At 38.6% G+C, this 23,083-nt stretch carries 20 protein-coding genes; 2 read left to right on the forward strand and 18 right to left on the reverse strand.

Going from position 1 to position 23,083, the window contains the following annotated elements; translation table 11 throughout:
• The first annotated feature begins 38 nt into the window (after positions 1-38).
• Positions 39-1,517, forward strand: coding sequence for a glucose-6-phosphate dehydrogenase (gene zwf, locus Q1B07_RS08640; protein WP_299088147.1), 1,479 nt, complete (start codon positions 39-41; stop codon positions 1,515-1,517).
• Positions 1,518-2,000: 483 nt separating this feature from the next.
• Here the strand turns inward: zwf and gndA are convergent, their stop codons facing one another.
• From gndA to mce, 8 genes are all read right to left on the reverse strand, one after another.
• Positions 2,001-3,413: an NADP-dependent phosphogluconate dehydrogenase gene (gene gndA / locus Q1B07_RS08645; protein ID WP_299088146.1), complete on the reverse strand. Its 1,413-nt coding sequence runs from the start codon at positions 3,411-3,413 to the stop codon at positions 2,001-2,003.
• A 161-nt stretch (positions 3,414-3,574) separates the two neighbouring features.
• On the reverse strand, positions 3,575-4,810 hold the full coding sequence (locus Q1B07_RS08650) for a DNA polymerase IV (RefSeq protein WP_299088143.1): 1,236 nt from the start codon (positions 4,808-4,810) through the stop codon (positions 3,575-3,577).
• 121 nt (positions 4,811-4,931) lie between these two features.
• Positions 4,932-6,095 carry an FtsW/RodA/SpoVE family cell cycle protein gene (locus Q1B07_RS08655; RefSeq protein WP_299088141.1) on the reverse strand — a complete coding sequence of 388 codons (1,164 nt, stop codon included), beginning with the start codon at positions 6,093-6,095 and terminating at the stop codon, positions 4,932-4,934.
• 214 nt (positions 6,096-6,309) lie between these two features.
• Positions 6,310-6,729, reverse strand: a complete 420-nt coding sequence (locus Q1B07_RS08660; protein ID WP_366945168.1) for a CAP domain-containing protein — start codon at positions 6,727-6,729, stop codon at positions 6,310-6,312.
• Positions 6,711-7,313: a hypothetical protein gene (locus tag Q1B07_RS08665; RefSeq protein WP_299088140.1), complete on the reverse strand. Its 603-nt coding sequence runs from the start codon at positions 7,311-7,313 to the stop codon at positions 6,711-6,713. The genes Q1B07_RS08660 and Q1B07_RS08665 overlap by 19 nt, the downstream gene beginning before the upstream one ends.
• 167 nt (positions 7,314-7,480) lie before the next feature.
• A complete protein-coding gene (locus Q1B07_RS08670) occupies positions 7,481-8,599 on the reverse strand; it encodes a M20/M25/M40 family metallo-hydrolase (RefSeq protein WP_299088138.1) in 1,119 nt (372 codons plus the stop codon).
• Between the two features lie 14 nt (positions 8,600-8,613).
• Positions 8,614-10,167, reverse strand: coding sequence for an acyl-CoA carboxylase subunit beta (locus tag Q1B07_RS08675; protein WP_299088136.1), 1,554 nt, complete (start codon positions 10,165-10,167; stop codon positions 8,614-8,616).
• A complete protein-coding gene (gene mce, locus Q1B07_RS08680) occupies positions 10,157-10,579 on the reverse strand; it encodes a methylmalonyl-CoA epimerase (RefSeq protein WP_299088134.1) in 423 nt (140 codons plus the stop codon). The genes Q1B07_RS08675 and mce overlap by 11 nt, the downstream gene beginning before the upstream one ends.
• Before the next feature lie 171 nt (positions 10,580-10,750).
• On the opposite strand from mce, the gene prli42 reads away from it, so the two are divergent.
• A complete protein-coding gene (gene prli42 / locus Q1B07_RS08685) occupies positions 10,751-10,843 on the forward strand; it encodes a stressosome-associated protein Prli42 (protein ID WP_299088131.1) in 93 nt (30 codons plus the stop codon).
• A gap of 172 nt (positions 10,844-11,015) precedes the next feature.
• Here prli42 and Q1B07_RS08690 read toward each other — a convergent pair whose 3' ends face one another.
• The 10 genes from Q1B07_RS08690 to Q1B07_RS08735 all read right to left on the reverse strand — a co-directional run bounded on the left by Q1B07_RS08690 (position 11,016) and on the right by Q1B07_RS08735 (position 23,074).
• Positions 11,016-11,969 (reverse strand): aromatic acid exporter family protein, encoded by a 954-nt coding sequence (locus tag Q1B07_RS08690; RefSeq protein ID WP_299088129.1) that lies wholly within the window; start codon positions 11,967-11,969, stop codon positions 11,016-11,018.
• A gap of 154 nt (positions 11,970-12,123) precedes the next feature.
• The gene (locus Q1B07_RS08695) at positions 12,124-12,846 is read right to left on the reverse strand and encodes an amino acid ABC transporter ATP-binding protein (protein WP_299088126.1); all 723 of its coding nucleotides are present in this window, start codon (positions 12,844-12,846) and stop codon (positions 12,124-12,126) included.
• Positions 12,839-13,498, reverse strand: coding sequence for an amino acid ABC transporter permease (locus Q1B07_RS08700; protein WP_299088125.1), 660 nt, complete (start codon positions 13,496-13,498; stop codon positions 12,839-12,841). Before Q1B07_RS08700 ends, Q1B07_RS08695 begins: the two co-directional genes overlap by 8 nt.
• A gap of 101 nt (positions 13,499-13,599) precedes the next feature.
• Complete coding sequence (locus Q1B07_RS08705) at positions 13,600-14,394, reverse strand: transporter substrate-binding domain-containing protein (protein WP_299088124.1); 795 nt, start codon at positions 14,392-14,394, stop codon at positions 13,600-13,602.
• Between the two features lie 226 nt (positions 14,395-14,620).
• The gene (locus Q1B07_RS08710) at positions 14,621-15,058 is read right to left on the reverse strand and encodes a BrxA/BrxB family bacilliredoxin (protein WP_299088123.1); all 438 of its coding nucleotides are present in this window, start codon (positions 15,056-15,058) and stop codon (positions 14,621-14,623) included.
• 77 nt (positions 15,059-15,135) lie between these two features.
• A complete protein-coding gene (meaB, locus tag Q1B07_RS08715) occupies positions 15,136-16,140 on the reverse strand; it encodes a methylmalonyl Co-A mutase-associated GTPase MeaB (protein ID WP_299088121.1) in 1,005 nt (334 codons plus the stop codon).
• Positions 16,137-18,242, reverse strand: a complete 2,106-nt coding sequence (gene scpA, locus Q1B07_RS08720; protein WP_299088367.1) for a methylmalonyl-CoA mutase — start codon at positions 18,240-18,242, stop codon at positions 16,137-16,139. Before scpA ends, meaB begins: the two co-directional genes overlap by 4 nt.
• Before the next feature lie 38 nt (positions 18,243-18,280).
• Positions 18,281-20,179 carry a methylmalonyl-CoA mutase family protein gene (locus Q1B07_RS08725; RefSeq protein WP_299088119.1) on the reverse strand — a complete coding sequence of 633 codons (1,899 nt, stop codon included), beginning with the start codon at positions 20,177-20,179 and terminating at the stop codon, positions 18,281-18,283.
• A 571-nt stretch (positions 20,180-20,750) separates the two neighbouring features.
• On the reverse strand, positions 20,751-22,025 hold the full coding sequence (locus Q1B07_RS08730; protein WP_299088117.1) for a dihydrolipoamide acetyltransferase family protein: 1,275 nt from the start codon (positions 22,023-22,025) through the stop codon (positions 20,751-20,753).
• 65 nt (positions 22,026-22,090) lie between these two features.
• The gene (locus Q1B07_RS08735; protein ID WP_299088115.1) at positions 22,091-23,074 is read right to left on the reverse strand and encodes an alpha-ketoacid dehydrogenase subunit beta; all 984 of its coding nucleotides are present in this window, start codon (positions 23,072-23,074) and stop codon (positions 22,091-22,093) included.
• Between the last annotated feature and the right edge of the window lie 9 nt (positions 23,075-23,083).

Below are 23,083 nucleotides of genomic sequence, written 5' to 3' on the forward strand. Positions count from 1 at the left end.
TGAAGAAATAAATGCATTTGACAAAGTGAGGTACGAACGTGATTACACAAGAACAACCTAAATCTGTTATCGTTATTTTTGGAGCAACTGGTGATTTAGCAAAACGAAAGTTGTTTCCCTCTATCTACCACCTGGTACAAAACAACAAAATCGGAGAAGAATTTGCTGTTGTAGGTGTAGGAAGAAGACCTTGGACAAATGATGAGTTCCGCAGCAATGTTTCAGACTCGATCCAGACAGCAATGAAGGAATCGGTACAATTAGATGATTTCACATCACATTTTTATTATCATCCATTCGATGTAACGAATCCATCTTCCTATTTGGAATTGAATAATTTGTTAAATAAGCTGGATGATTCCTACCAAACAGAAGGGAATCGGATCTTTTATTTAGCTATGGCCCCAGAATTCTTTGGCACAATTGCTCAAAACCTGAAGAAAGAAGGGTTAACTGCAACAAAAGGCTGGAGTCGATTAGTCATCGAAAAACCATTTGGTCATGACCTGCCATCAGCTCAAAAACTGAATCAGGAAATCCGTGAAGCCTTTAATGAGGATCAAATTTATCGTATTGACCATTACTTAGGAAAAGAAATGGTACAAAACATTGAAGTAATCCGTTTCGCTAACGCTCTATTTGAACCATTATGGAACAATCGATACATATCGAATATCCAAGTGACATCAAGCGAAGTGTTAGGCGTTGAAGATCGCGGACGTTATTATGAAAACTCTGGTGCGTTGCGAGATATGCTTCAAAACCATATGCTGCAAATGGTGGCTTTACTAGCAATGGAACCGCCAATTAAACTAACGACAGATGAAATAAGAAGTGAAAAGGTAAAGGTTTTACGTGCACTCCGCCCTGTTAGTGAAGATGAGGTAGCTAATTACTTTGTTCGCGGTCAATATGCAGCCGGCCAATTAAATGATAAGCAATTAATTGGCTATCGCGAGGAAAATAATGTAGATGATGAATCTCAAACTGAAACCTATGTTGCCGGCAAGCTATTAATTGATAACTTCAGATGGGCTGGGGTTCCGTTCTACATCCGAACAGGAAAGCGCATGGCAGCCAAATCAACAAAAATTGTTGTTCAATTTAAAGATATTCCAATGAACCTTTATTATAAAAAGGGAGAAACTGTTCCACCTAACTTACTAGTCATAAACATACAACCTGATGAAGGAATTACTCTTCAACTAAATGTGAAAAAAGATGGGGATGCTGGTGATTCTAAGCCGGTTAAATTGGATTTATCAAACAATTTCCTAGACGGCATTAACACACCGGAGGCTTATGAGAAGCTGCTTTACGATTGCATGCGTGGAGACGCAACGAATTTTACTCATTGGGATGAAGTTGCCTTATCTTGGTCATTCGTTGATCCAATTTCAGAAGCATGGAAAAAAGGGAAAGCACCGCTTACTACTTATCCTTCTGGTTCCATGGGACCAAAAGAAGCAGACGACATGCTTGAAGCAGACGGAAACCAATGGTGGCCGGTCAGCTAAACCTGCCTTTTTATTAAAAGTATCTTGAAATTATAGCACGTCATATTTTTACAAGTAATACCTTCTACGATCTGAGCAAAAGCCGGTTGAGCCCTACTATAGAGCCTCAACCGGCTTTCTTATTGAATAAATCGAAAGCCATGTCATTTAATACCTTCTTAAAAGTGATCCCATCCATTAAAATTAATTTAGATTCTTCCTGCTGTCTCTTAAAAATGTGCGAATTGGCTCGTCTATTTGCCTCATACAAACGGTATATAAGCTGCAAAGGTAAAAATGTATCATATAAAAAACCCGCCCTTGTATAACTCCTTAAATTGGTTTGAGCTACAACTTTGTGAAGGCTCTTTATTATTTTTGTACCGAAACCTTTTAAAAAGGGAAAATCTAATTAATAATATTTTGTTACCGCTAGTAGAAAGGAATAAACAAAAAGGACAAGCTCCAATTTGTAAGGGCTTGTCCTTTAATAAGAATACGATCTTATTTTTCAATCCATTCTGTATGGAAAATACCTTCTTTATCAACACGTTGATATGTGTGAGCTCCAAAGTAATCACGTTGTGCTTGAAGCAAGTTAGCCGGTAATGTTTCTGAACGATAGCTGTCATAATAAGCAAGTGCTGAAGAGAAGCATGGTACTGGAACACCGTTTTCGATTGCAACAGCAAGAATTTGTCTTAATGCACCTTGGTAGCCTTCAACAATTTCTTTGAAATATGGATCTAATAACAGGTTCGCTAACGCTGGCTCACGGTCATATGCATCCTTAATTTTTTGCAAGAATGCCGCGCGAATAATACAACCACCGCGGAAGATCATTGCGATATCACCATATTTTAAATCCCAGTTGTATTCTTCAGAAGCTGCTCTCATTTGTGCAAAACCTTGTGCATAAGAGCAGATTTTGCTCATGTATAATGCCTTGCGAACCGCTTCAATAAGCTCTTCTTTGTTTCCTTCATATTGTGTTGCAGAAGGTCCTGAAAGAATTTTACTCGCTTTTTGACGCTCATCCTTCATTGCAGAAATAAAGCGTGCGAATACAGATTCTGTAATGATTGGAAGCGGCACACCTAAATCAAGCGCACTCTTACTTGTCCATTTACCAGTTCCTTTTTGGCCTGCTGTATCCAAAATAACATCAACAAGCGGTTTACCTGTTTCATCGTCTTTCTTCGTGAAAATATCAGCAGTGATTTCAATGAGATAGCTGTCTAACTCACCTTTATTCCATTCAGCAAATACTTCATGCAATTCATCAGCAGTTAATCCTAATACATTTTTCAATAAGAAGTAAGCTTCTGAGATTAATTGCATGTCGCCGTATTCAATTCCGTTATGAACCATTTTTACATAGTGGCCGGCTCCGTCTGGACCAATGTAAGTACAGCATGGATCGCCATCAACTTTTGCAGAAATAGCTTCTAAAATAGGTTTGACAAGATCAAATGCTTCTTTTTGTCCGCCAGGCATAATTGAAGGTCCTTTTAATGCTCCTTCTTCACCGCCTGAAACCCCAGTTCCTATGAAATGGATTCCACTCTCTGCAAGATCTTTATTTCGACGTTGAGTATCTGTATATAACGTGTTACCACCGTCAATTAAAATGTCACCTTTATCAAGATGCGGTAAAAGCTGTTCAATAGTTGCATCTGTTGCAGTTCCAGCTTTAACCATTAATAGGATTTTACGAGGAGTTTCTAATGATTGAACAAATTCTTCAATGCTGTATGTACCAACAACATTTTTCCCTTTTGCTTCAGTTAGAAATTCTTCTGTTTTAGCTGCAGAACGGTTGAAAACTGCTACTGAAAAACCGCGGCTTTCAATATTTAACGCTAAGTTTTTTCCCATTACAGCTAAACCAATGACACCAATTTGTTGTTTCGACATTTGCTTACGTCCCTTCTAGTCCTTAGAGTATGTAAAGGTACTGACAAAATATGCCTGTTCCTTTTTGAAATTGACACACAATTCGAATTATTTATTATGACTACAATTGAAAATACCATAAGTATTGACTATATTTCAAGTAACAACATTCATGTAATCGCTTAATCTCTCAAAAAATCTTTATTAAAGCTTGTACCAGATGATAAATCCTCTTCTTGCTTCCCTCTTACCCCCCTTTTAATAAGTTGATTTCCATATTTTTGATTTATTTGGTCAATTACAGAAAGCAATGGCTCCTCCTTTGCATCATTTTCAAATGAGAATAAATCTAATTGTTTAACAGCATCATCTTTTTCAACTAAATCTTGCCCCGTGATCCCTAAAAGCCGAATTGGGTCCTCATTCCAGTGAGCAAAGAAAAGCTGTTTCGCTAACTCGTAGATCTCTTCTTCATCACCTATAGGATTCGCTAATTTTTTACTTCTAGTAATTGTTTTTAAATTTCCGTAGCGGATTGTGATAAAAATTTTAGTTGCTAATACTTCCTTCCGCTTCATTCTTACCATGACAGAATGAGCAAGTTTTTTTAAAACATCACTTATTTCGTTTTCATTTGTCGTATCCTTCGCAAGTGTGGTTGAATTGCCAATACTTTTAAATTCATAAATGGATTCAGGATCAACGGCACGATTATCAATTCCATTCGCACGTAGTTTTAATCGTTCGCCATTTATTCCGAGTAATGTTTTTAACTGTACGGTATCCCCATTTGCTAAATCATGTATCGTTTCAATGCCGATCGTATTCAGCTTTTCAGCGGTCTTCTCTCCCACACCATGCATCTGGGCAACTGGCAGGGGCCAAAGCTTTTCTGAAAGCTCACGTTTACGCAAAATAGTAATCCCCAGCGGTTTTTTCATATTCGAAGCCATCTTTGCTAAAAATTTATTTGGAGCCACCCCTATACTGCATGGAAGCAATAGTTCATCCATTAAACGCTCCTGAATTATTTTAGGTATTTCTAACGGATTATCATTCATATAGTGTGTTATATCCATATACCCTTCATCAATGGATACCGGTTCGACAAGGTCTGTATATTCACGAAGCACATCGAACATGGCACGTGAAGCCCTGCGATAACGCTCAAAGTTTGGCTTTTTCACAATTAATTCCGGACATAATTTGCGCGCATGCCATAGCGGCATCGTAGTTTTAATCCCTTTTGCCCGAGCTTCATAGCTGCATGTAACGATGATCCCCTTTCTCTCCTCAACATTGCCGGCAATCGCAAGCGGCTTCCCTTTAAGGGTTGGATCATATGAGATTTCAACCGATGCATAAAAGCTATTCATATCTACATGGAGAATAATTCGTCCGCTTCCAGAACGCTCCATCTTCCTTCACCACTTCAGTAAGAATGTTAGCATGATTTTACCATGATTAAAAAAATGTTTCTACAATAACTTTTTCACGTTAACTAAATGTAATTCTAGCAATTTATCCTGTCTGTGCTGTTTAATCATCTTTTGAGAACAGATAATCTCTTTTCTTTAAAGAAATATTTAAAACCAGGCCTATTCCGATCATACTAGCCAAAACAGAGCTTCCTCCGTAACTCATTAACAGCAGAGGGATTCCTGTTATCGGCAGTAAACCAGATACCATTCCGATATTTTGAACAGAATGAAATGTAAAGAGAGCAACCATCCCGATGCAAATATAAAATTCAAATAAATTATTCCTTACATACATGCCAACCCCCAGCATGCGATAAATCATTAAAAAATATAAGATTACGACAAATGAGGCTCCGATAAATCCGAATTCCTCTGCAACAATGGTAAAAATAAAATCGGAATGTGCTTCAGGTGTATATACATCGCTGTTATGAAATCCTTTTCCGTCAACCATACCTGATCCAATCGCTAAAAGGGACTGTTTAAGCTGATATCCGATCCCCTCTGCATGTTGGAAAGGATCCAACCATGAATAAATCCTGTTTAATTGATACGTACCAAATATCGTTAATAAAAGATCCGAATTATAAATAAAAATGAATATAAGAGTACCTACTGCTGTAAGCATCAGTACAATTAATATGGCCATAATCCGCCAATTAACTCCTGACAAAAAAGTAATAGCGATCGTAATGACCAACATAACTAATGACGATCCAAAATCATTTTGCAGCAGAACTAATATGATGGGTGTTAATGAAACAGCGGCGATTTTAGCCAGCAACAATAAATCTTGTTTAATCGAATGCATCGGTGTTTTTTCATAATGGTTTTTTGTTATATTTGCCAACATCATAATTAAAAAGATTTTCATATATTCAGAGGGCTGAATCGACCCCAATCCTGGGACTATAAACCATGATTTTGCTCCATTCCGATACGGAGCAATTGATTCAGGTGCTACCAAAATTCCGATTAATAACGCAATTCCTAATCCGTAAAAAAAGGGTGTTATTTTACTAATTTGTTCAAAATCAAATAAAAAAATCACCGAAGCCACAAGTATACCTAGGATAAACCAGATGATTTGCTTTACCATAAAGTTTTCATCATATTGCGCATACTTTTGAGCACTAAAAATGCTGACACAGCTAGATATCATTAATAAAAATAAGAAAAAAACTAATGAAGCATCAAAATACCTATATTTTTGTGTGGACAAATTAATCACCATAATCGTAAATTTTATCGAGAGCTATCAGACTATGTATCTATATAAGAATAACATTTTGACTAGAAAAAATATACAAATCATAACATATTTCTCCTAAGAATTAACTCTCTATTTATTTGAAGATTTAATCCGCATTATTGTTTCACTGAAAACAAATGGGGACAGTCCCAAACTATAGGACTGTCCCTTTTATACCTGCTCTTTATTTACCTATAAACATTTGTGTCCAGTGATGTCCATTGGCATCATAGCCAACGCCAATATGAGTAAAATCTCGGCTTAAAATATTTTTGCGGTGACCTTCACTATTCATCCATGCTTGGACAACTTGTTGAGGTGTTTGCTGACCTTGAGCAATATTTTCTCCAGCTGTTCTATACGTTACCCCAAAATCCCTCATCATATCGAATGGTGAACCATATGTTGGGCTAGTATGTGAGAAATAATTGTTTTGGCGCATATCCTCAGATTTCTTTTGAGCTACGCCACTTAACTGAGTATCTCCTTTCAGCGGAGGTAAGCCATTTTTTTGTCTTTCTGCATTTCTTGTTGGGCCGCTTGGCTTATCCCTTGAGCAGGCTTTTGTGCTTGATTCGCTTGTTGTTATTCTCTTTGTTCTGATTGTTGCTGTGGTGCCGGCGCCTGCTGTTGTTCTCTTTGTTCTTGCTGTTGCTGTTGTGCTGGTGCCTGCTGTTGTTCTCTTTGTTCCGGCTGTTGCTGAGGTACTTGTGCTTGGTTCTGTTGTTGTGGACGCTGTAGCTGTCCTTGTTGGGCAAATTGACGTGCTCTTTGCTCAGCTTGCTGTCTAAACTGTTGGATATATTTTTCAGCCTGTCGCTGTGCCTCTTCTTGATTATCTGCTTGGACAAACTTAAATTTAGCATCTTGTACCGTTATTGCTTTTGTATGCGGGTATTTGTTACTATCGATATCAGTTTTGGTACTGGAAATCTCCAAACCATTTTGCTCATTATTGCGGTTTCTCTCTTGATTCCTGTTATCGCGATCCCACATGCCCCTAAACTCATTTTCGTCATTAACATCTCTTACGAAAGGGACATTATCTCTCCCGTTATAATTGACGTTCTCAGCAACATCTATTTGATCATTTTCATCATTTCGATCCATTGCCTCGTTATTATTACATGCTACAAGCCCGGCAACAAGCGCACCTGTAACAAGCAAGCTTACTTTCTTTTTTATCAATTGAAACCCCTCCTTGATCTAGATTAGGTACCTTTTTATAGTCTTAAGTAATGAAAAAAATATTGATGGTAATAATCATGAAAAATGGAGGATCAATTCTTATTTAGTTAATCTTGTAAGTTTTTTAAGGGGAAATAAAAAGAACGCAAAAAGCGCTCTTTTTTAATTTATTCTGCTACCTCTTGAATGATGGCTACAACGAATTCAGCTGTTTTTTCCAGCTCTTCAATCGGCATTTTTTCATTTGTCGTATGGATTTCTTCATAACCCACCGCAAGGTTTACAGTTGGAATTCCATTTCCCGCAATAACATTGGCATCACTTCCGCCGCCGCTTGTTTGAAGCTCGCTTTCACGTCCAATCCGAGCCGCTGCGCGTTTAGCTACCTCAACGACATGATCCCCATCCCCAAATTTAAAACCAGGATACATGACTTCAATATCAACCTCTGCACGTCCGCCCATTTCATTGGCAACCTCCTCAAAGGAATCCTTCATGATTTTCACTTGTGCTTCCATTTTTTCAGGAACCAATGAACGGGCTTCTGCAAGAATATGTACCAGGTCACACACGATATTTGTTTGTGTTCCACCTTCAAATCGGCCAATATTAGCTGTCGTTTCATGGTCAATTCTGCCTAATGGCATTTTGGCAATTGCTTTTGCAGCAATAGTAATGGCGGATACCCCTTTTTCTGGTGCAACCCCTGCATGTGCCGTTTTACCATAAATCGTTGCTTTCACCTTTGCTTGAGTAGGTGCGGCAACAATAATGGTTCCGACTTTACCATCACTGTCTAGGGCATAACCATATTTTGCTGTCATTAACGCTGGATCAAGAGCCTTTGCTCCAACTAAGCCTGATTCTTCACCAGCCGTTATGACAAACTCAATCTTACCGTGAGGAATGTTTTGTTCTTTTAACGTTTTTATCGCTTCCAGCATTGCCGCTAACCCTGCTTTATCATCGGCACCGAGAATGGTTGTCCCATCTGTTACCACATAGCCGTCCTTAATGCTAGGCTTGATACCTTTACCTGGTACAACCGTGTCCATATGTGATGTAAAATAGATGGTATCAACATTATCTTTTGTTGCTGCCAATGTACATACTAAATTACCAGCTCCATGACCTGTAACTCCAGTTGTGTCATCCTCAACTACATCTAAGCCTAGGGCAGTAAACTTTTCCTTCAATACTTTTGCAATCTCCCCTTCAAACTTTGTTTCTGAATCAATTTGCACAAGCTCTAAAAACTCATCAAGCAAGCGTTGTTTATTAATCATTTCAACTTTACCTCCTAAAGGGGAATGTTCCCGTGTTTTTTATTTGGTCTAAACTCCTGTTTTGTTCTAAGCATGTCAAGAGCTTGGATCAGCTTAATTCTTGTATCCCTTGGGTCAATAACATCGTCAACCATTCCCTGACTTGCTGCAACATAGGGATTTGCAAACTTTTCACGATATTCTTTAATTTTTTCTGTTCTTGTTTGTTCAGGGGTGTCACTATTCTCTATTTCCTTTGAAAAAATAATGGATGCAGCCCCTTGAGGACCCATAACAGCAATTTCAGCATTTGGCCATGCATAGACTAAATCTGCGCCAATTGATTTACTGTTCAAGGCTACATAAGCTCCTCCATATGCTTTTCTTAAGATGATGGTCAACTTCGGAACTGTTGCCTCAGAGTACGCATATAAAATTTTAGCACCGTGGCGAATAATCCCTCCGTGCTCTTGTTTAACACCAGGAAAGAAGCCTGTTACATCCTCAAATGTAATCAGCGGAATTTGAAAAGAATCACAAAAACGGATAAATCTAGCGGCTTTATCTGATGAATCAATATCCAAACCGCCAGCCATATATTTCGGTTGATTACAAACAAGACCAACGACCTCGCCTTTTATTCTTGCTAAACCGATGACAATGTTTTTTGCAAAATCCTTTTGAATTTCTAAAAATGAACCGTCATCAACAACCTGATGAATGACGATGCGAACATCATAAGGTCGTATGGCATCGAAGGGAATTAAATCAGTTAAGTCCGGACGATATTCATCCTTTTCGGTATACGGCAAGATTGGAGGTTTTTCCTGATTATTTTGCGGCAAATAGCTTAACAGCATTCGAACTTGAAGTAGAACCTCTTCTTCTGATGAACCTGAGAAATGCGCGTTGCCACTAATCGTATTATGTACATAAGCTCCTCCTAAATCCTCAGAACTTATTTTTTCACCTGTTACGGTTTCAATTACCTTTGGCCCAGTAATAAACATTTGACTTGTTTGTTCGACCATAAACACAAAATCAGTGATAGCTGGTGAATACACCGCCCCTCCTGCACATGGCCCAAGAATGACTGACAACTGTGGAATGACACCAGAATAAATCGTATTACGGTAAAAAATTTGCCCGTACCCATCTAATGATACCACACCTTCTTGAATTCTCGCACCGCCCGAGTCATTCAAGCCAATAAATGGCGTACCATTTTTTGCAGCCAGATCCATAACCGCTGCGATTTTTTTGGCATGCATTTCACCTAGAGCACCGCCAAATACAGTAAAATCCTGGGAAAATAAATAAATCGGCCTCCCGTTCACTTTTCCATAACCTGTAACCACACCATCACCAGGTCCTTTTTTATCATGTAAGCCAAAATCACTGCAACGATGCTGAATAAATGGGTTTAATTCAACAAATGTCCCCTCATCAACAAGTAAGTTTATCCGTTCCCTGGCCGTCAGCTTTCCTTTTTCATGCTGCTTGTTAATTTTATCATCACCGCCGCCCAGCTCAACTTCACGCCTTTTTTCATATAATTCATTTATTTTTTCGTAAATATCATTGCTCATCATCTTCACCCCGTTGTTTTTCACATAGCTCGACTAACACATTATTTGCTTCTTTAGGATGTAAAAAGGCAATCATTGCTTGTGCCGCACCAATTCGTGGCTTTTCATCAATTAGCGGGATCCCTTTCCTCTTTAAATCCTTTAGACGTGCTTCTAAGTCAGAAACACCAAAGGCAATATGATGGATCCCTTCACCCTTTTTAGAAAGAAACCTAGCAATCGCGCTTTCTTCGGACATTGGTTCTAATAGTTCGATTTTAGTATCGCCGGCCGTTAAGAAAGCAACTCTAACCTGCTGTGATGGCACTTCTTCATAACCTAGTAATTGCAGCTGTAAAACATCCTTATAAAAAGGCAAAACATTTTCTATTGATTGAACTGCTATACCGATATGATCAACTTTATTCACCATTTGCCGAATTCCCCCGCTCTCTTGTAAACGCTATCACAATATAATAAACTTTCTCTCTTTTTACATGAAACTCCTGCAAGTTTGTCAAATTTTTTGGAATTTATTCTTTTCTGAAGGTGTTGTCCAATTTGTCCATTCACGTTAAAATAATAGGACAAGGAGTGAGAATAAATGTCTCGTAAAACACAAAAATTCGTCGTTTATTTAATGATAGGCATTATGCTTGTTACAACCATTCTTACTGGCGTGGCAGCTTGGTTTTAAATATTTTTTGCAATGATTTATGCCTGTGACTGAAATCAACAGGCAAGTTTGACAGAAAAAATAAAAAGAGGCAGTTCAAAGCACATTGTCTGATCCTACCTAGCTTTAACACTGTAAGTCTTGGTATTTAGAGCTGGACGTAAATTGAACTGACTCTTTTTGCTTAACTTCTTTATCGATCCATTCCTTTAAATTGACTTTTTATAATTAAATAACTTTCCATTTCCCTTATAAAATGAAGCAGTGCTGCCCTAACTTCGAACTCTTCCCTCGTTTGCGGCAATTCCATATTTTCAAATGACTGTTTCATTTCAATTAATTGTACTAAAAATCTATGTGCCGTATTTCCAGGATGGATATGTATACGCAGATCATGAATAAAGTCTGCAATCATTTTGCTTTGTTCTACAGATGTATGTATCGAGGTAATCAATGGAATAATTCGTTCGATAATTTCAAATTGTTTTTCTCTCATTTTAAAATAGTGATAATAGGTATTTTCATGTCGTAAGAAATGATTTTCAACCTCACGAAATGCCATTGTCTTTGCTTGATTAATTAATTCCGCTGTTTTGATGATTTCACTTCCATCCCATTTTCGGTCACTTTCAATCAAATACAATTCAATTTCGCGAAAAATAATCGAGAGATTTTCTTCAATTTGCTTTTGATAATTTTTCAGTTTTACTTCCATACTTGGCATATAAATGTTCATTATTAATGCTACACCAATTCCGATGATAATTAATAAAAATTCATTCCATATTAATGACCATGTAATCCTGCCTGCATTATATAAATGAAAAATAATGACTGTACTTGTCACGATCCCCTCTGTTACCTTCACAAACACTGTTGTCGGTATAAACACCAATAGCATCAGGCCAATAATGATAGGGTGATACATGAGCCCTTCAAAAAAAAGAAAGGAATAGATCATTGCAATCGTGCAAGCTAGAAGTCTCGCCCAAGAGCTTTTTAGTGATTTTTTCTTTGTAACCTGTATGCAGAGAATGGTAATGATACCTGCGGAAATATAATTTTCAAGCTCCATAAATTGTGCAAGCATAACAGCAATGGTCGTACCAAGTGCTGTTTTTGCTGTCCGGTACCCTATTTTAAACATATGTTTCTCCCCATTAACCTTTAAAATTTCTACCAATTACTACTTAATTTAACATAACCGCAGTAATATCTAAGCTTTATAATAAAAATAGTTTAACACTAAAAGATAGTAAAAACGAAAAAAGATGATCAATTTGACCACCTTTTCTTTGTCCTTATAACATTTTTTCTAAGAATACTTTTGCACGTTCCGTTTTCGGATTTGTAAAAAATTCAGCTGGTGCAGCATCCTCAACAAGCTTACCTCCATCAAGGAAAAGCACGCGATCTGCTACCTCTTTGGCAAAGCCCATTTCATGTGTTACAATGGCCATCGTCATTCCCGTTTGTGCTAAGTCCTTCATGACCTCAAGCACCTCTTTTACCATTTCAGGATCAAGTGCTGAAGTAGGCTCATCAAACAAGATGGCTTCCGGGTTCATGGCAAGTGCACGTGCGATCGCCACCCGTTGTTTTTGTCCGCCTGATAAACGATTTGGGTATTCCGATGCCTTTTCAAGTAGACCTACCTTTTTTAATAGGTTTTTTCCGTTTTCCTCTGCTTCTTGCTTGGACTGCCCTCTGACAGTCATTGGCGCATATGTTAAGTTATCAAGAACCGTTTTATGAGGAAATAAATGAAAGTGCTGGAAAACCATTCCGACATTTTGACGCACCTTAGCGATATCAACCTTGGGATTCGTAACTTCCTGCTCTTTAATCCACACTTTCCCCTTTGTAGGCGTTTCAAGTAAATTCAAGCATCGTAAAAAAGTGGACTTACCAGATCCCGAAGGTCCGATAATCGCAATTACCTCACCAGAAGCAATCGTTGTAGAAATTCCTTTTAATACTTCGAGTTTTCCGTAAGATTTATGCAAATTCTCAACCTTAATCACTGCGTCTCATTCTCCCTTCAATGCCTTTACCAAGGAGTGTCAATACCATCACTAATAGATAGTAGATAAGACCGGCAAATAATAAAGGGGCAAAATAATTATATGAATCTGCCCCAACTTGATAGGCACGTCTCATAATGTCTTGTACACCAATCACGGTTACAATCGCTGATTCTTTTGTTAACGTAATGAATTCATTCATTAATGCTGGCAAAATATTTTTAAAAGCCTGAGGCAGAATAATATCCTTCATCATCTTTGAATAAGGAATTCCTAATGCCATTGAAGCCTCTTGCTGTCCTTTATCAATTGCATTAATACCAGCGCGAATAATTTCAGAAATATATGCTCCGGAATTCAATGTAAACGCAGCAACAGCTGCAGGGTATGGATCGATCGGGAAACCTAAAATTTGTGGTAACCCAAAATAAATGATAAGCAATTGCAGCACCAATGGTGTTCCTCTAAAAATAGACGTATAAGCATCTGCAAACCACATTAATGGTTTGATTCTACTGATTTTGAATAGTGCCAAAATAATTCCCCATACAAAACCAAGTAACAAGGAAAGTAACACAATTTGTAACGTGACCCAAATTCCTTCCAAAATAAATGGCAAGGATGGGACGATCGAGGAAAAGTTTATATCCATGTTTTCTAATTCCTTTCAATCTGATCTTAACCTATATTCATAAAAAAGGGCCGACACTATAAGTAGCTGTCAGACCCATATAATTTTTAAAAGTAGCTTTCTTATTCTTCGCCGCCAAACCATTTTGCAACTAATTGATCAAGCTTGCCATTTTCTTTCATTTCATTTAGAGCATCATTAAATTCTTTTGTATATGCACTATTTTTTTGAAAAGCAATCGCAGATCCTGCCTCTTCCTCTGATTCCATAGTAAAGCCAGTTAGGTCTTTATCTTTTTCAGTATATCCATTGGCAACTAAATCCTCGATGATCGCTGCATCGATACGACCTGATTTTAATTCCTGAATTAAATCAGAGATTTTATTGCGGTTCTCAATTTTTATATTTACTTTTTCTGAAATTTCCTTTGCTTTATCTTCCTGAATAGAGCCTAATTGAACACCAATTGTTTTTCCATCAAGCTCTTCGATTGATTTTATTTCGTTATCTTTTAACGAAACAATCATGTGATTAGCTGTATAATAAACATCTGAAAAATCAACATTCTCCGCACGCTCAGGTGTTGGAGTCATCCCTGATAATACTAAATCAATTTGTTTTGCCTGAAGGGCAGGGATTAAACTATTAAAATCCATATCCTGAATTTCAAGCTCATACCCTGTTTTTTCTGCTAACGCCTTCGCAAGATCGATATCAAAACCAATAATGTCGCTGCCTTGTGCCGTATCAATATATTCAAATGGCGGATAATCAGCTGATGTCGCCATTTTTAATACTTTTTTGTCAGCATTGCCAGCACCTGAAGTTGAGTTCTCAGCTTCATTTGCGTTTGTACCGCATGCTGCTAATAAACCAATGATGAATAAACTTATCATGAGCAATGATAATTTTTTCATAATAATTTCCTCCTATAATATCTTCATAATATTTATATCTGCTTTTAGTGTTCACTCATTAATATTTAATCAATACTCTGTATTTTAACACAGGTTTATAAATATGCAATCATTATTCATAAAGATGTAATTATAAAAATATTAAGTCAATTCATTTTTTCAGAATATTTTTATTAATAGATAAAAAAAGACAAGCTCATTGACGAGCCTGCCTCATTTTTTGTTCTTAAACTTCTTCACAATATTCATCAAACGCTGCTTGGAGCTTTGCAACGACTGACATTGGATCATGGCCTTCAATTTCATGACGTTCAACCATTGTCATGAGCTTACCATCTTTTAGCAAAGCAAAAGATGGAGATGATGGCGGGTATCCGGTAAACTTTTCTCTTGCCCGTGCAGTTGCATCCTTATCCTGCCCGGCGAAAACCGTTACAAGATTGTCTGGACGTTTATCATAATGAATGGCATGGGCTGCAGCTGGTCTGGCAATTCCGCCTGCACATCCGCAAACACTGTTTACCATAACAAGTGTTGTCCCTTTACGATCAAGAACTTCATCAACCTCTTCAGGCGTCTTAAGCTCGGTATACCCAGCAGCAACAATTTCCTTGCGAGCCTGTTGTACGATATCATTCATAAACAAATTAAAATCCATACTCAATGAAAACCTCTCCTTTATCGATCAATACTGCTATTTTACCAAGTTAGCTACGAAATGGGCAAATGGATCGCTCGGTCTTATTCTTTAATAAACAACGCCAATAATTCCAAAGCACTTGCCGTAACACTTTTTTCTCCATTCATGACAGCTTTTTCAAAATAAGTAAGCTGCTGGCTGACTTTTGCATGATGATAAAACTGCTGATAAAGATCATGCTTTACAAGCTCATGCAGCCAATTTCGTTGTTGCTCCCTTCTTCTTTTATAGAACAATTCACTATCTTTTGTGTATTCCATAAAATCATGAATAATCTGGACAATTTCCTCAATCCCTATTTCCTGTAGTGCAGAGGCTGTAACAGCTCTTGTTGACCAGCCGGCAGTATACGGCTTTAAAAAATGAAGAATCGTGTTATATTCCTGCTTCGCTTTCTTTGCTTTTCCCAAATTGTCACCATCAGCTTTATTAACAACAACTAAGTCAGGCAATTCCATTATTCCCTTTTTCATCGTTTGCAGCTCATCACCGGCACCTGTTAATACAAGCAGCATAAAAAAATCCACCATATCGCGAACAACAAATTCCCCTTGGCCAACTCCCATGGTCTCTACTATGATTACATCATAGCCAGCTGCTTCACATAAAGTAATTGTTTCTCGTGTCTTACGATTTACCCCGCCAAGGTTTCCTCCAGAAGGTGACGGTCTAATAAATGCCCGGGGATTTCTTGCCAAGCGCTCCATCCTTGTTTTATCTCCCATAATGCTCCCTCTTGATACCTTGCTGCTTGGATCAACCGCAAGCACAGCGACACGATAGCCCTGATTGCATAAGTAAGTTCCAATCGAGTCGATAAATGTGCTTTTTCCTGCTCCCGGAACCCCTGTTATTCCAATTCTAATCGAAGAACTTTGCGTTTGTAGGAGCGCCTCGATAATTTGCTGGGCTTTATCAAAATGGCGTTTCGCATTACTCTCAACCATTGTAATGGCTTGTGCCAGAACGACACGGTTACCCTTTAAGATCCCTTCAATATAATAGGAAACATCTCTTTCTTCTTTTTTCCGATAGTATTTTGTCATTCCGCGCTTTCCTCATAACCTAATTGTTCAAGGATCCTATCTAAAACCTTCATGGCTGCAACTGGAATGACCGTACCGGGACCGAATATTTCCGCAGCACCACTTGCTTTAAGCTCTTCATAATCCTGAAATGGGATGACACCGCCGACAATCACTAGAATGTCTTCTCTTCCCAGCAATTTTAATTCACTTATGAGCTCGGGGAGCAATGTTTTATGTCCTGCAGCTAATGAGCTCATACCGACTACATGGACATCATTCTCAACAGCTTGTGCCGCCGTTTCTGCAGGTGTTTGAAAAAGTGGACCAATGTCAACATCAAATCCCAAATCAGCAAATGCAGATGCAATCACCTTAGCGCCGCGATCATGTCCATCCTGCCCCATTTTGGCAATTAAAATTCTTGGACGTCTGCCTTCGAGCTCATAAAACTGATCCGTCTTTGTTCTAACTTCATTTATTTGTTCTTCATTTGAGAACTCAGAGCTATAGACACCGCTAATCGATCGAATCATTGCTTGATGACGCTTGCTAACCTTTTCAATCGCGAAAGAAATTTCTCCTAATGTCGCACGTACCCGAGCTGCCTCCACTGCTAATGCCAATAAATTTCCTTCCCCATTTGCCGCTGCCTTTGTAATGGCTTGCAACGCTTTATTCACAAGGTCTTCATTCCGATTCGCTTTTACTTCTTTAAGTCTTTCGATTTGTTTTTTTCTTACCTCAGTATTGTCGATCGTCAAAATATCGAGGGAATCCTCTTCATCAAGCTTGAATGTATTTACCCCAATAATCGGTTCTTTTCCTGAATCAATCTTTGCTTGTCTTCTCGCTGCCGCTTCTTCAATTTTCATTTTCGGAAGTCCTGTTTCAATTGCCTTTGTCATTCCGCCTAGTTCCTCAATCTCTTTAAGGTGTTCTTTGGCTCGTTCTATTAAAGAATTCGTTAGCGATTCTACATAATAGGATCCGCCCCACGGATCAATCACCTGACAAATCCCTGTCTCATGCTGTAAATAAAGTTGAGTATTTCGGGCGATTCTTGCTGAAAAGTCCGTTGGTAATGCAATTGCTTCATCCAATGCATTCGTATGAAGTGACTGAGTATGACCCATTGCTGCTGCATGCGCCTCAATACAAGTACGAACGACATTGTTATAAGGATCCTGTTCCGTTAGACTCCAGCCTGATGTTTGCGAGTGGGTTCGCAATGCAAGTGATTTTGGGTTTTTAGGTTCAAATTGTTTTACAATAGTTGACCATAAAAATCTGGCTGCCCTCATTTTGGCAACTTCCATAAAATAATTCATGCCAACTGCCCAAAAAAACGATAAACGAGGGGCAAATTGATCAATATCCAGACCTGCCTTCAATCCTGTACGAATATATTCAAGGCCATCTGCCAATGTATAGGCCAATTCAAGATCTGCAGGTGCTCCAGCCTCCTGCAGATGATAGCCGGAAATACTGATGCTGTTAAATTTCGGCATATTCCTTGCTGTGTATTCGAAAATATCGCCAATAATTCTCATAGATGTCTCAGGTGGATAAATATACGTATTACGAACGATATATTCCTTTAAAATATCATTTTGAATAGTACCTGCCAGCTTTTCCTTCGATACTCCCTGCTCCTCGGCTGTAACAATATAAAAGGCCATAATTGGCAAGACAGCACCGTTCATTGTCATCGATACGGACATCTCATCTAATGGAATCCCCTCGAATAACCGCTTCATATCTAAAACGGAATCAATCGCGACTCCTGCTTTGCCTACATCGCCAACTACCCTGGGATGGTCTGAATCATAGCCGCGATGAGTTGCCAAATCAAACGCAACAGATAATCCCTTTTGTCCCATTTCTAAATTCCGGCGATAAAAAGCATTGCTCTCTTCAGCAGTTGAAAATCCCGCATACTGTCTAATTGTCCATGGTCGGTTCACATACATAGTGGCATATGGGCCGCGCAAATAAGGCTGAATACCTGGAAAAGAATCAAGATGTTCAATTTTTTCAATATCTTGTTCGCAATAAACATTTTTAACCTTTATTTGCTCATATGTCGTAAAAAATGATGGGGAAGCGGCCTCTACATTCATTTTTTTTAGCAGCGGTGCACCTGAAATCGTTCGGCGTTTCATCTCTCACTCACCCCTATTAATTGATGCAATGTTACTAAAAACTCATATGCATTCATATTCTCTGTGATCGAATCAGAAATCTCATATTGTTTGATTAAAGTTTCATGACCTTTTCCGACGATAAATAACCATACTTGATCGTTAGCTGCTTTTAACTTGTTAATGAAGAGGGGATCAATACATTCATAATCCTCATCTTTCCCACAAAAAATCATGATATTTCCCTTAATAGTGGCTAAATCACTTTCACTTGAAACGACATCTACTTGCAAACCGCCAGAGGCAAGGAGACCGGTAAGAAAATCAAGTCGCGGCTTATAATCTTTTAATCTTCCAAATACCATAACCGTCACAGTAGGTTTAAACCCGTGTAGCTGCTCAAAAGCTTCTGAATGAAACCTAAGCTGCTCATAATGCTCAGCAAGGCGTAAGATGGTTAGCGGTTGAATGTGATGCAATTCTTGTTCATCTTTCGCCTGAGACGTTATTGATTCATTTAACGTTTTCCATGCTTCAACAAAAGAAGGAAAATCTATGACTGATTGATTTTTTAAGCTATCATTCTTTACTTGCCGTTTATCTAGAGCTTTATCTTCAAGGTTTGCGAAAGCATTGATTCCAATGATCTTTGTTTTTTGCTTATTAACATCCAGTATCCTCGTTTCAGCTATCTTCTTCAATTCTTTTTGCGAGGTTCCTTTTGTTAATAAGCTAAGAAAGCCTCCGTTTTCATTTATATCAACGATTTCCTTCCAAGCCTTTTCGGCAAGCTCACTTGTTAACGCCTCAACATAGTAAGCCCCTGCTGCAGGATCTACCACTCTAGAAATCAAGCTTTCTTCCTTTAAGATAAATTGTGTATTTCTGGCGATTCTTTCTGCCAAACCTCCTGCCTCAACAAAAACCGAATCAAATGGAAGAATTGTTAACTCGTCTACTCCAGCAACAGCCGCTGCAAAACCTTCAGTTGTTGTTCTTAGAAGATTAACATGTACATCATAGGCAGCTTTATTGAATAAAGAGGTGACCGCATGGAGATACATGCTCGGTGAGGCTTCATCTCCACCTAATGCGTGAAGCAGTGATGCCCATATTTGCTTTGCTGCACGCAGTTTAGCAATCTCCATAAAAAAATGCGAGCCTACCGCAAAGGTGAAAGTTATACTTTTTGCAATCGTAGTAATAGATAACCCTCGATTGAGCAGCTCATTGATTACATCTAATGCGTGTGAGAAGGTGTATACCAACTCTTGAATTGAATGGCCTCCTGCTTCATGGTACAGATTTCCCTTGATTAGGATCGTACGAATACTGGATTGATTTTTCTGGCACCACTTTATACAATCTGCCAGAAAATCATATTGTGTGCTTAAAGCGATGGAATTTTTCCCTTTTAACAGTATGCTTTCGTATGGATCAAAACCTAGTAAACCTTTGGCAACTTTAACGTTCTGAGACTCTTTAAGGTAGTGAAGAAAGCTTGGGATAAACTCAAGCTTTTCACCTACATCAAAAAAGATTGAATCCTGCTCCCAGTCAAGATGTTGAAAAGCAGCGGCAATATCCTGCTTATTGTCTAAAAAACTAAAATTTTTCAGATAAAATGAATCCTGTCCCCTTGCCTTTGCATATTTTATCCTCTCAGATAATGTCTGATGATCATTCCCAAGAAGGACCTGACTAACTCTCCATTCGTTATGTTTGCGGTACCCTCTGATAGATGTTTGTGTATCTATTTTGATATCTTCTTTTACATATAAAGGCTTTAATGTAATCCCTTCATATGTAGGTGAATAAAGACTTTCAATCCCCTTACCTTTTAATGCTTTTTCTGCCTCGGCTTTCCAAGCATTCCATTTTCCCTTTGTCTGTGCCGTACCTTGCCCATCTCCCATGAGTTGCTTCCTTCTCGGAAGCTCACCCCCTTGTCGATTGTCATGATCCTAACTTCTACTATCGTATCTTTCATGTTCATTCATAAGAATACGTTTACATTTTTTAAATTAACTTTCGAACATAGGATGTAAACAGGATTACAACATAATTCTATAATTTTATTTTATTATAATTTTTCCCTATCATCAATCAGCAGCCGGTATATAAAGCCATGGCACCAGATGATAAAAAAAGCGCAAGGCGCCTGCCTATCGGCGACAAGCATAAGGCGAACAGGAATAGAAGGTGTACTTTACCTTCAATTCCTGTTTGACTTATGACCTCGAGCCGATGGCGCCTGGAGCTAGATTCAGAAACGCAAGCTATGTTAAGAAAATATATAAATTCTGATATTATTAGAAAAACTTGGCTTGTCGCCAAGTCCTAATGGCGAAAGCCTTAGTTTTTCTTATACTATCAACCATTAAATTTTTATACTTTCTGATAGCATAAAACGAAAAGGGCTGTCTACAAGGACCGCCCCCATACACAACGGGGGACTGTCACCGAATTTAGACAGCCCTTCTTTATTTAAAAAATTGATGTTGTTTCCTTTGAAGTATTTTCTAAAATTTCTTTTAAACGTGCTAAAAAGCGGCCGCAAATTAACCCGTCTAACACTCTGTGGTCAAGTGACAGGCACAAATTCACCATATCTCGTACAGCTATCATTCCATCGATTATTACTGGACGTTTAACAATCGATTCTACTTGCAAGATGGCCGCTTGTGGGTAATTAATGATTCCCATCGATTGAACTGATCCAAACGAACCTGTATTGTTTACAGTAAATGTTCCGCCCTGCATATCATTAGATGTGAGCTTACCATTGCGAGCTTTTACAGCTAAATCCGTGATTTCTCTGGCGATTCCTTTAATTGATTTTTCATCAGCTGCCTTTATCACTGGAACAAATAAGGAATCCTCTTTTGCTACCGCAATCGAAATATTGATTTCTTTCTTTTGAATGATTTTATCTCCAGCCCATGTTGAATTTAGTTGCGGAAATTCTTTCAACGCTTGTGCTGCAGCCTTAACAAAAAAGGCAAAAAAGGTTAAGTTAAAACCCTCTTTTTGTTTAAATTCATCTTTTATGGCGTTGCGGTATCCAACAAGATTTGTTACATCTACCTCGATCATCATCCAGGCATGTGGCACCTCATGTTTTGAGCGAACCATATTTGCAGCAATTGCTTTACGAACTCCAGAAATCGGGATTTCAATGTCACCTGGTGCTGCAGGAATAGATCTTTGCACTTGTTCTTGAGTTGACTGTGCTGAATCATCAGATTGGTTTCTTGAAATCTCCTCCTGTTTAACATCGCTTGCTTTTGAAATCATCTCTCTTTCGATAAGCTTTATTAAATCTTTTCTTGTAATTCGTCCACCAGCACCTGTACCGTTTACTTGCTCTAAATCGATCTCATGCTCCTGTGCAAGTCGGAGCACGGCTGGGGAATAGCGCTTTTTGTTTGCTTGCTCCACCTGTATTTCTACTTGCGTTTCAGCTATTGCCTTTAAATCGCTTTTCGCTGCATCTTTCGCGTCTATATCTGCTTCAGTTCCTTCTACTTCAATAGTACAAATGACTTCGCCTACTGCCAATGTTGCCCCTTCCTCAGCAATAATTTCTTTGATAACACCGCTATAGGAGGAGGGAACTTCTGCATTCACTTTATCTGTCATAACTTCTGCAAGCGGGTCATATTTATTTACTTTATCCCCTGGAGAAACAAGCCAACTACTAATCGTACCTTCTGTTACACTTTCACCTAACTGAGGCATTTTTATTTGTTCTATTGCCACTACTGAAACCTCCTTGGGTAAGGCTAATCTAATCATTCATGATTCTCTATAAGAATGTTAATCAATTAGAATTCTGCAAGCTTGCGCATTGCTTCTTCCACTTTATCCGGATTAATCATAAAGTATTTTTCCATCGTTGGCGCGTATGGCATAGCTGGTACATCTGGCCCTGCTAACCGCATAATTGGCGCATCTAAATCAAACAAACAATTCTCTGCAATTATCGCTGATACTTCACTAATAATACTGCCTTCTTTGTTGTCCTCAGTAATGAGCAATACTTTGCCAGTTTTGGAGGCAGCCTCAATGATTGCCTCTTTATCTAAAGGATAAACTGTTCGTAAATCTAATACATGGGCAGAGATTCCGTCAGCAGATAGTCGTTCAGCTGCTTGCAGGGCGAAATGCACGCACAATCCGTAAGTGATGACAGTCAAATCCTCCCCCTCACGTTTTACATCAGCTTTTCCAATCGGAAGAACATACTCTTCCTCAGGAACTTCTCCTTTTATTAAACGATAGGCCCGTTTATGTTCAAAAAATAAAACAGGATCATCATCACGTATCGCCGCTTTTAACAGCCCTTTTGCATCATAAGGTGTCGAAGGAATAACAATTTTTAAGCCCGGTTGATTGGCAAAAACCGCTTCTACCGATTGCGAGTGATAAAGAGCACCATGAACCCCGCCTCCAAATGGGGCGCGGATCGTTATAGGACAATGCCAATCGTTATTCGAGCGATAGCGAATTCTTGCAGCCTCTGAAATAATTTGGTTCACTGCCGGCATAATAAAATCAGCAAATTGCATTTCAGCTATCGGCCTCATTCCATACATGGCAGCACCAATTCCAACTCCTGCAATAGCAGATTCAGCCAGCGGTGTATCCATTACCCGTTCCTCGCCAAACTTATCATACAAACCTGCTGTCGCTTTAAAGACTCCGCCTTTTTTTCCAACATCCTCTCCGAGCACAAAAACCTTTTCGTCTCGCTCCATCTCTTCCCGCATCGCCATTGTAATGGCATCTATATATGAAATAACAGCCATGTTTTTTCC

Source organism: uncultured Metabacillus sp., assembly GCF_947503125.1.
Taxonomy (GTDB): Bacteria; Bacillota; Bacilli; order Bacillales; family Bacillaceae; genus Metabacillus.

What these genes read in the sequence shown, in the direction of transcription:
- Q1B07_RS08725 (WP_299088119.1), bottom strand. Translation starts at nt 20,179, where the DNA reads ATGGGAGATGGGCAAGGTACGGCACAGACAAAGGGAAAATGGAATGCT.
- Q1B07_RS08700 (WP_299088125.1), bottom strand. Translation starts at nt 13,498, where the DNA reads ATGGATATAAACTTTTCCTCGATCGTCCCATCCTTGCCATTTATTTTG.
- Q1B07_RS08705 (WP_299088124.1), bottom strand. Translation starts at nt 14,394, where the DNA reads ATGAAAAAATTATCATTGCTCATGATAAGTTTATTCATCATTGGTTTA.
- Q1B07_RS08650 (WP_299088143.1), bottom strand. Translation starts at nt 4,810, where the DNA reads ATGGAGCGTTCTGGAAGCGGACGAATTATTCTCCATGTAGATATGAAT.
- Q1B07_RS08670 (WP_299088138.1), bottom strand. Translation starts at nt 8,599, where the DNA reads ATGATTAATAAACAACGCTTGCTTGATGAGTTTTTAGAGCTTGTGCAA.
- Q1B07_RS08675 (WP_299088136.1), bottom strand. Translation starts at nt 10,167, where the DNA reads ATGAGCAATGATATTTACGAAAAAATAAATGAATTATATGAAAAAAGG.
- mce (WP_299088134.1), bottom strand. Translation starts at nt 10,579, where the DNA reads ATGGTGAATAAAGTTGATCATATCGGTATAGCAGTTCAATCAATAGAA.
- prli42 (WP_299088131.1), top strand. Translation starts at nt 10,751, where the DNA reads ATGTCTCGTAAAACACAAAAATTCGTCGTTTATTTAATGATAGGCATT.
- gndA (WP_299088146.1), bottom strand. Translation starts at nt 3,413, where the DNA reads ATGTCGAAACAACAAATTGGTGTCATTGGTTTAGCTGTAATGGGAAAA.
- meaB (WP_299088121.1), bottom strand. Translation starts at nt 16,140, where the DNA reads ATGACAAAATACTATCGGAAAAAAGAAGAAAGAGATGTTTCCTATTAT.
- scpA (WP_299088367.1), bottom strand. Translation starts at nt 18,242, where the DNA reads ATGAATGTAGAGGCCGCTTCCCCATCATTTTTTACGACATATGAGCAA.
- Q1B07_RS08735 (WP_299088115.1), bottom strand. Translation starts at nt 23,074, where the DNA reads ATGGCTGTTATTTCATATATAGATGCCATTACAATGGCGATGCGGGAA.
- Q1B07_RS08690 (WP_299088129.1), bottom strand. Translation starts at nt 11,969, where the DNA reads ATGTTTAAAATAGGGTACCGGACAGCAAAAACAGCACTTGGTACGACC.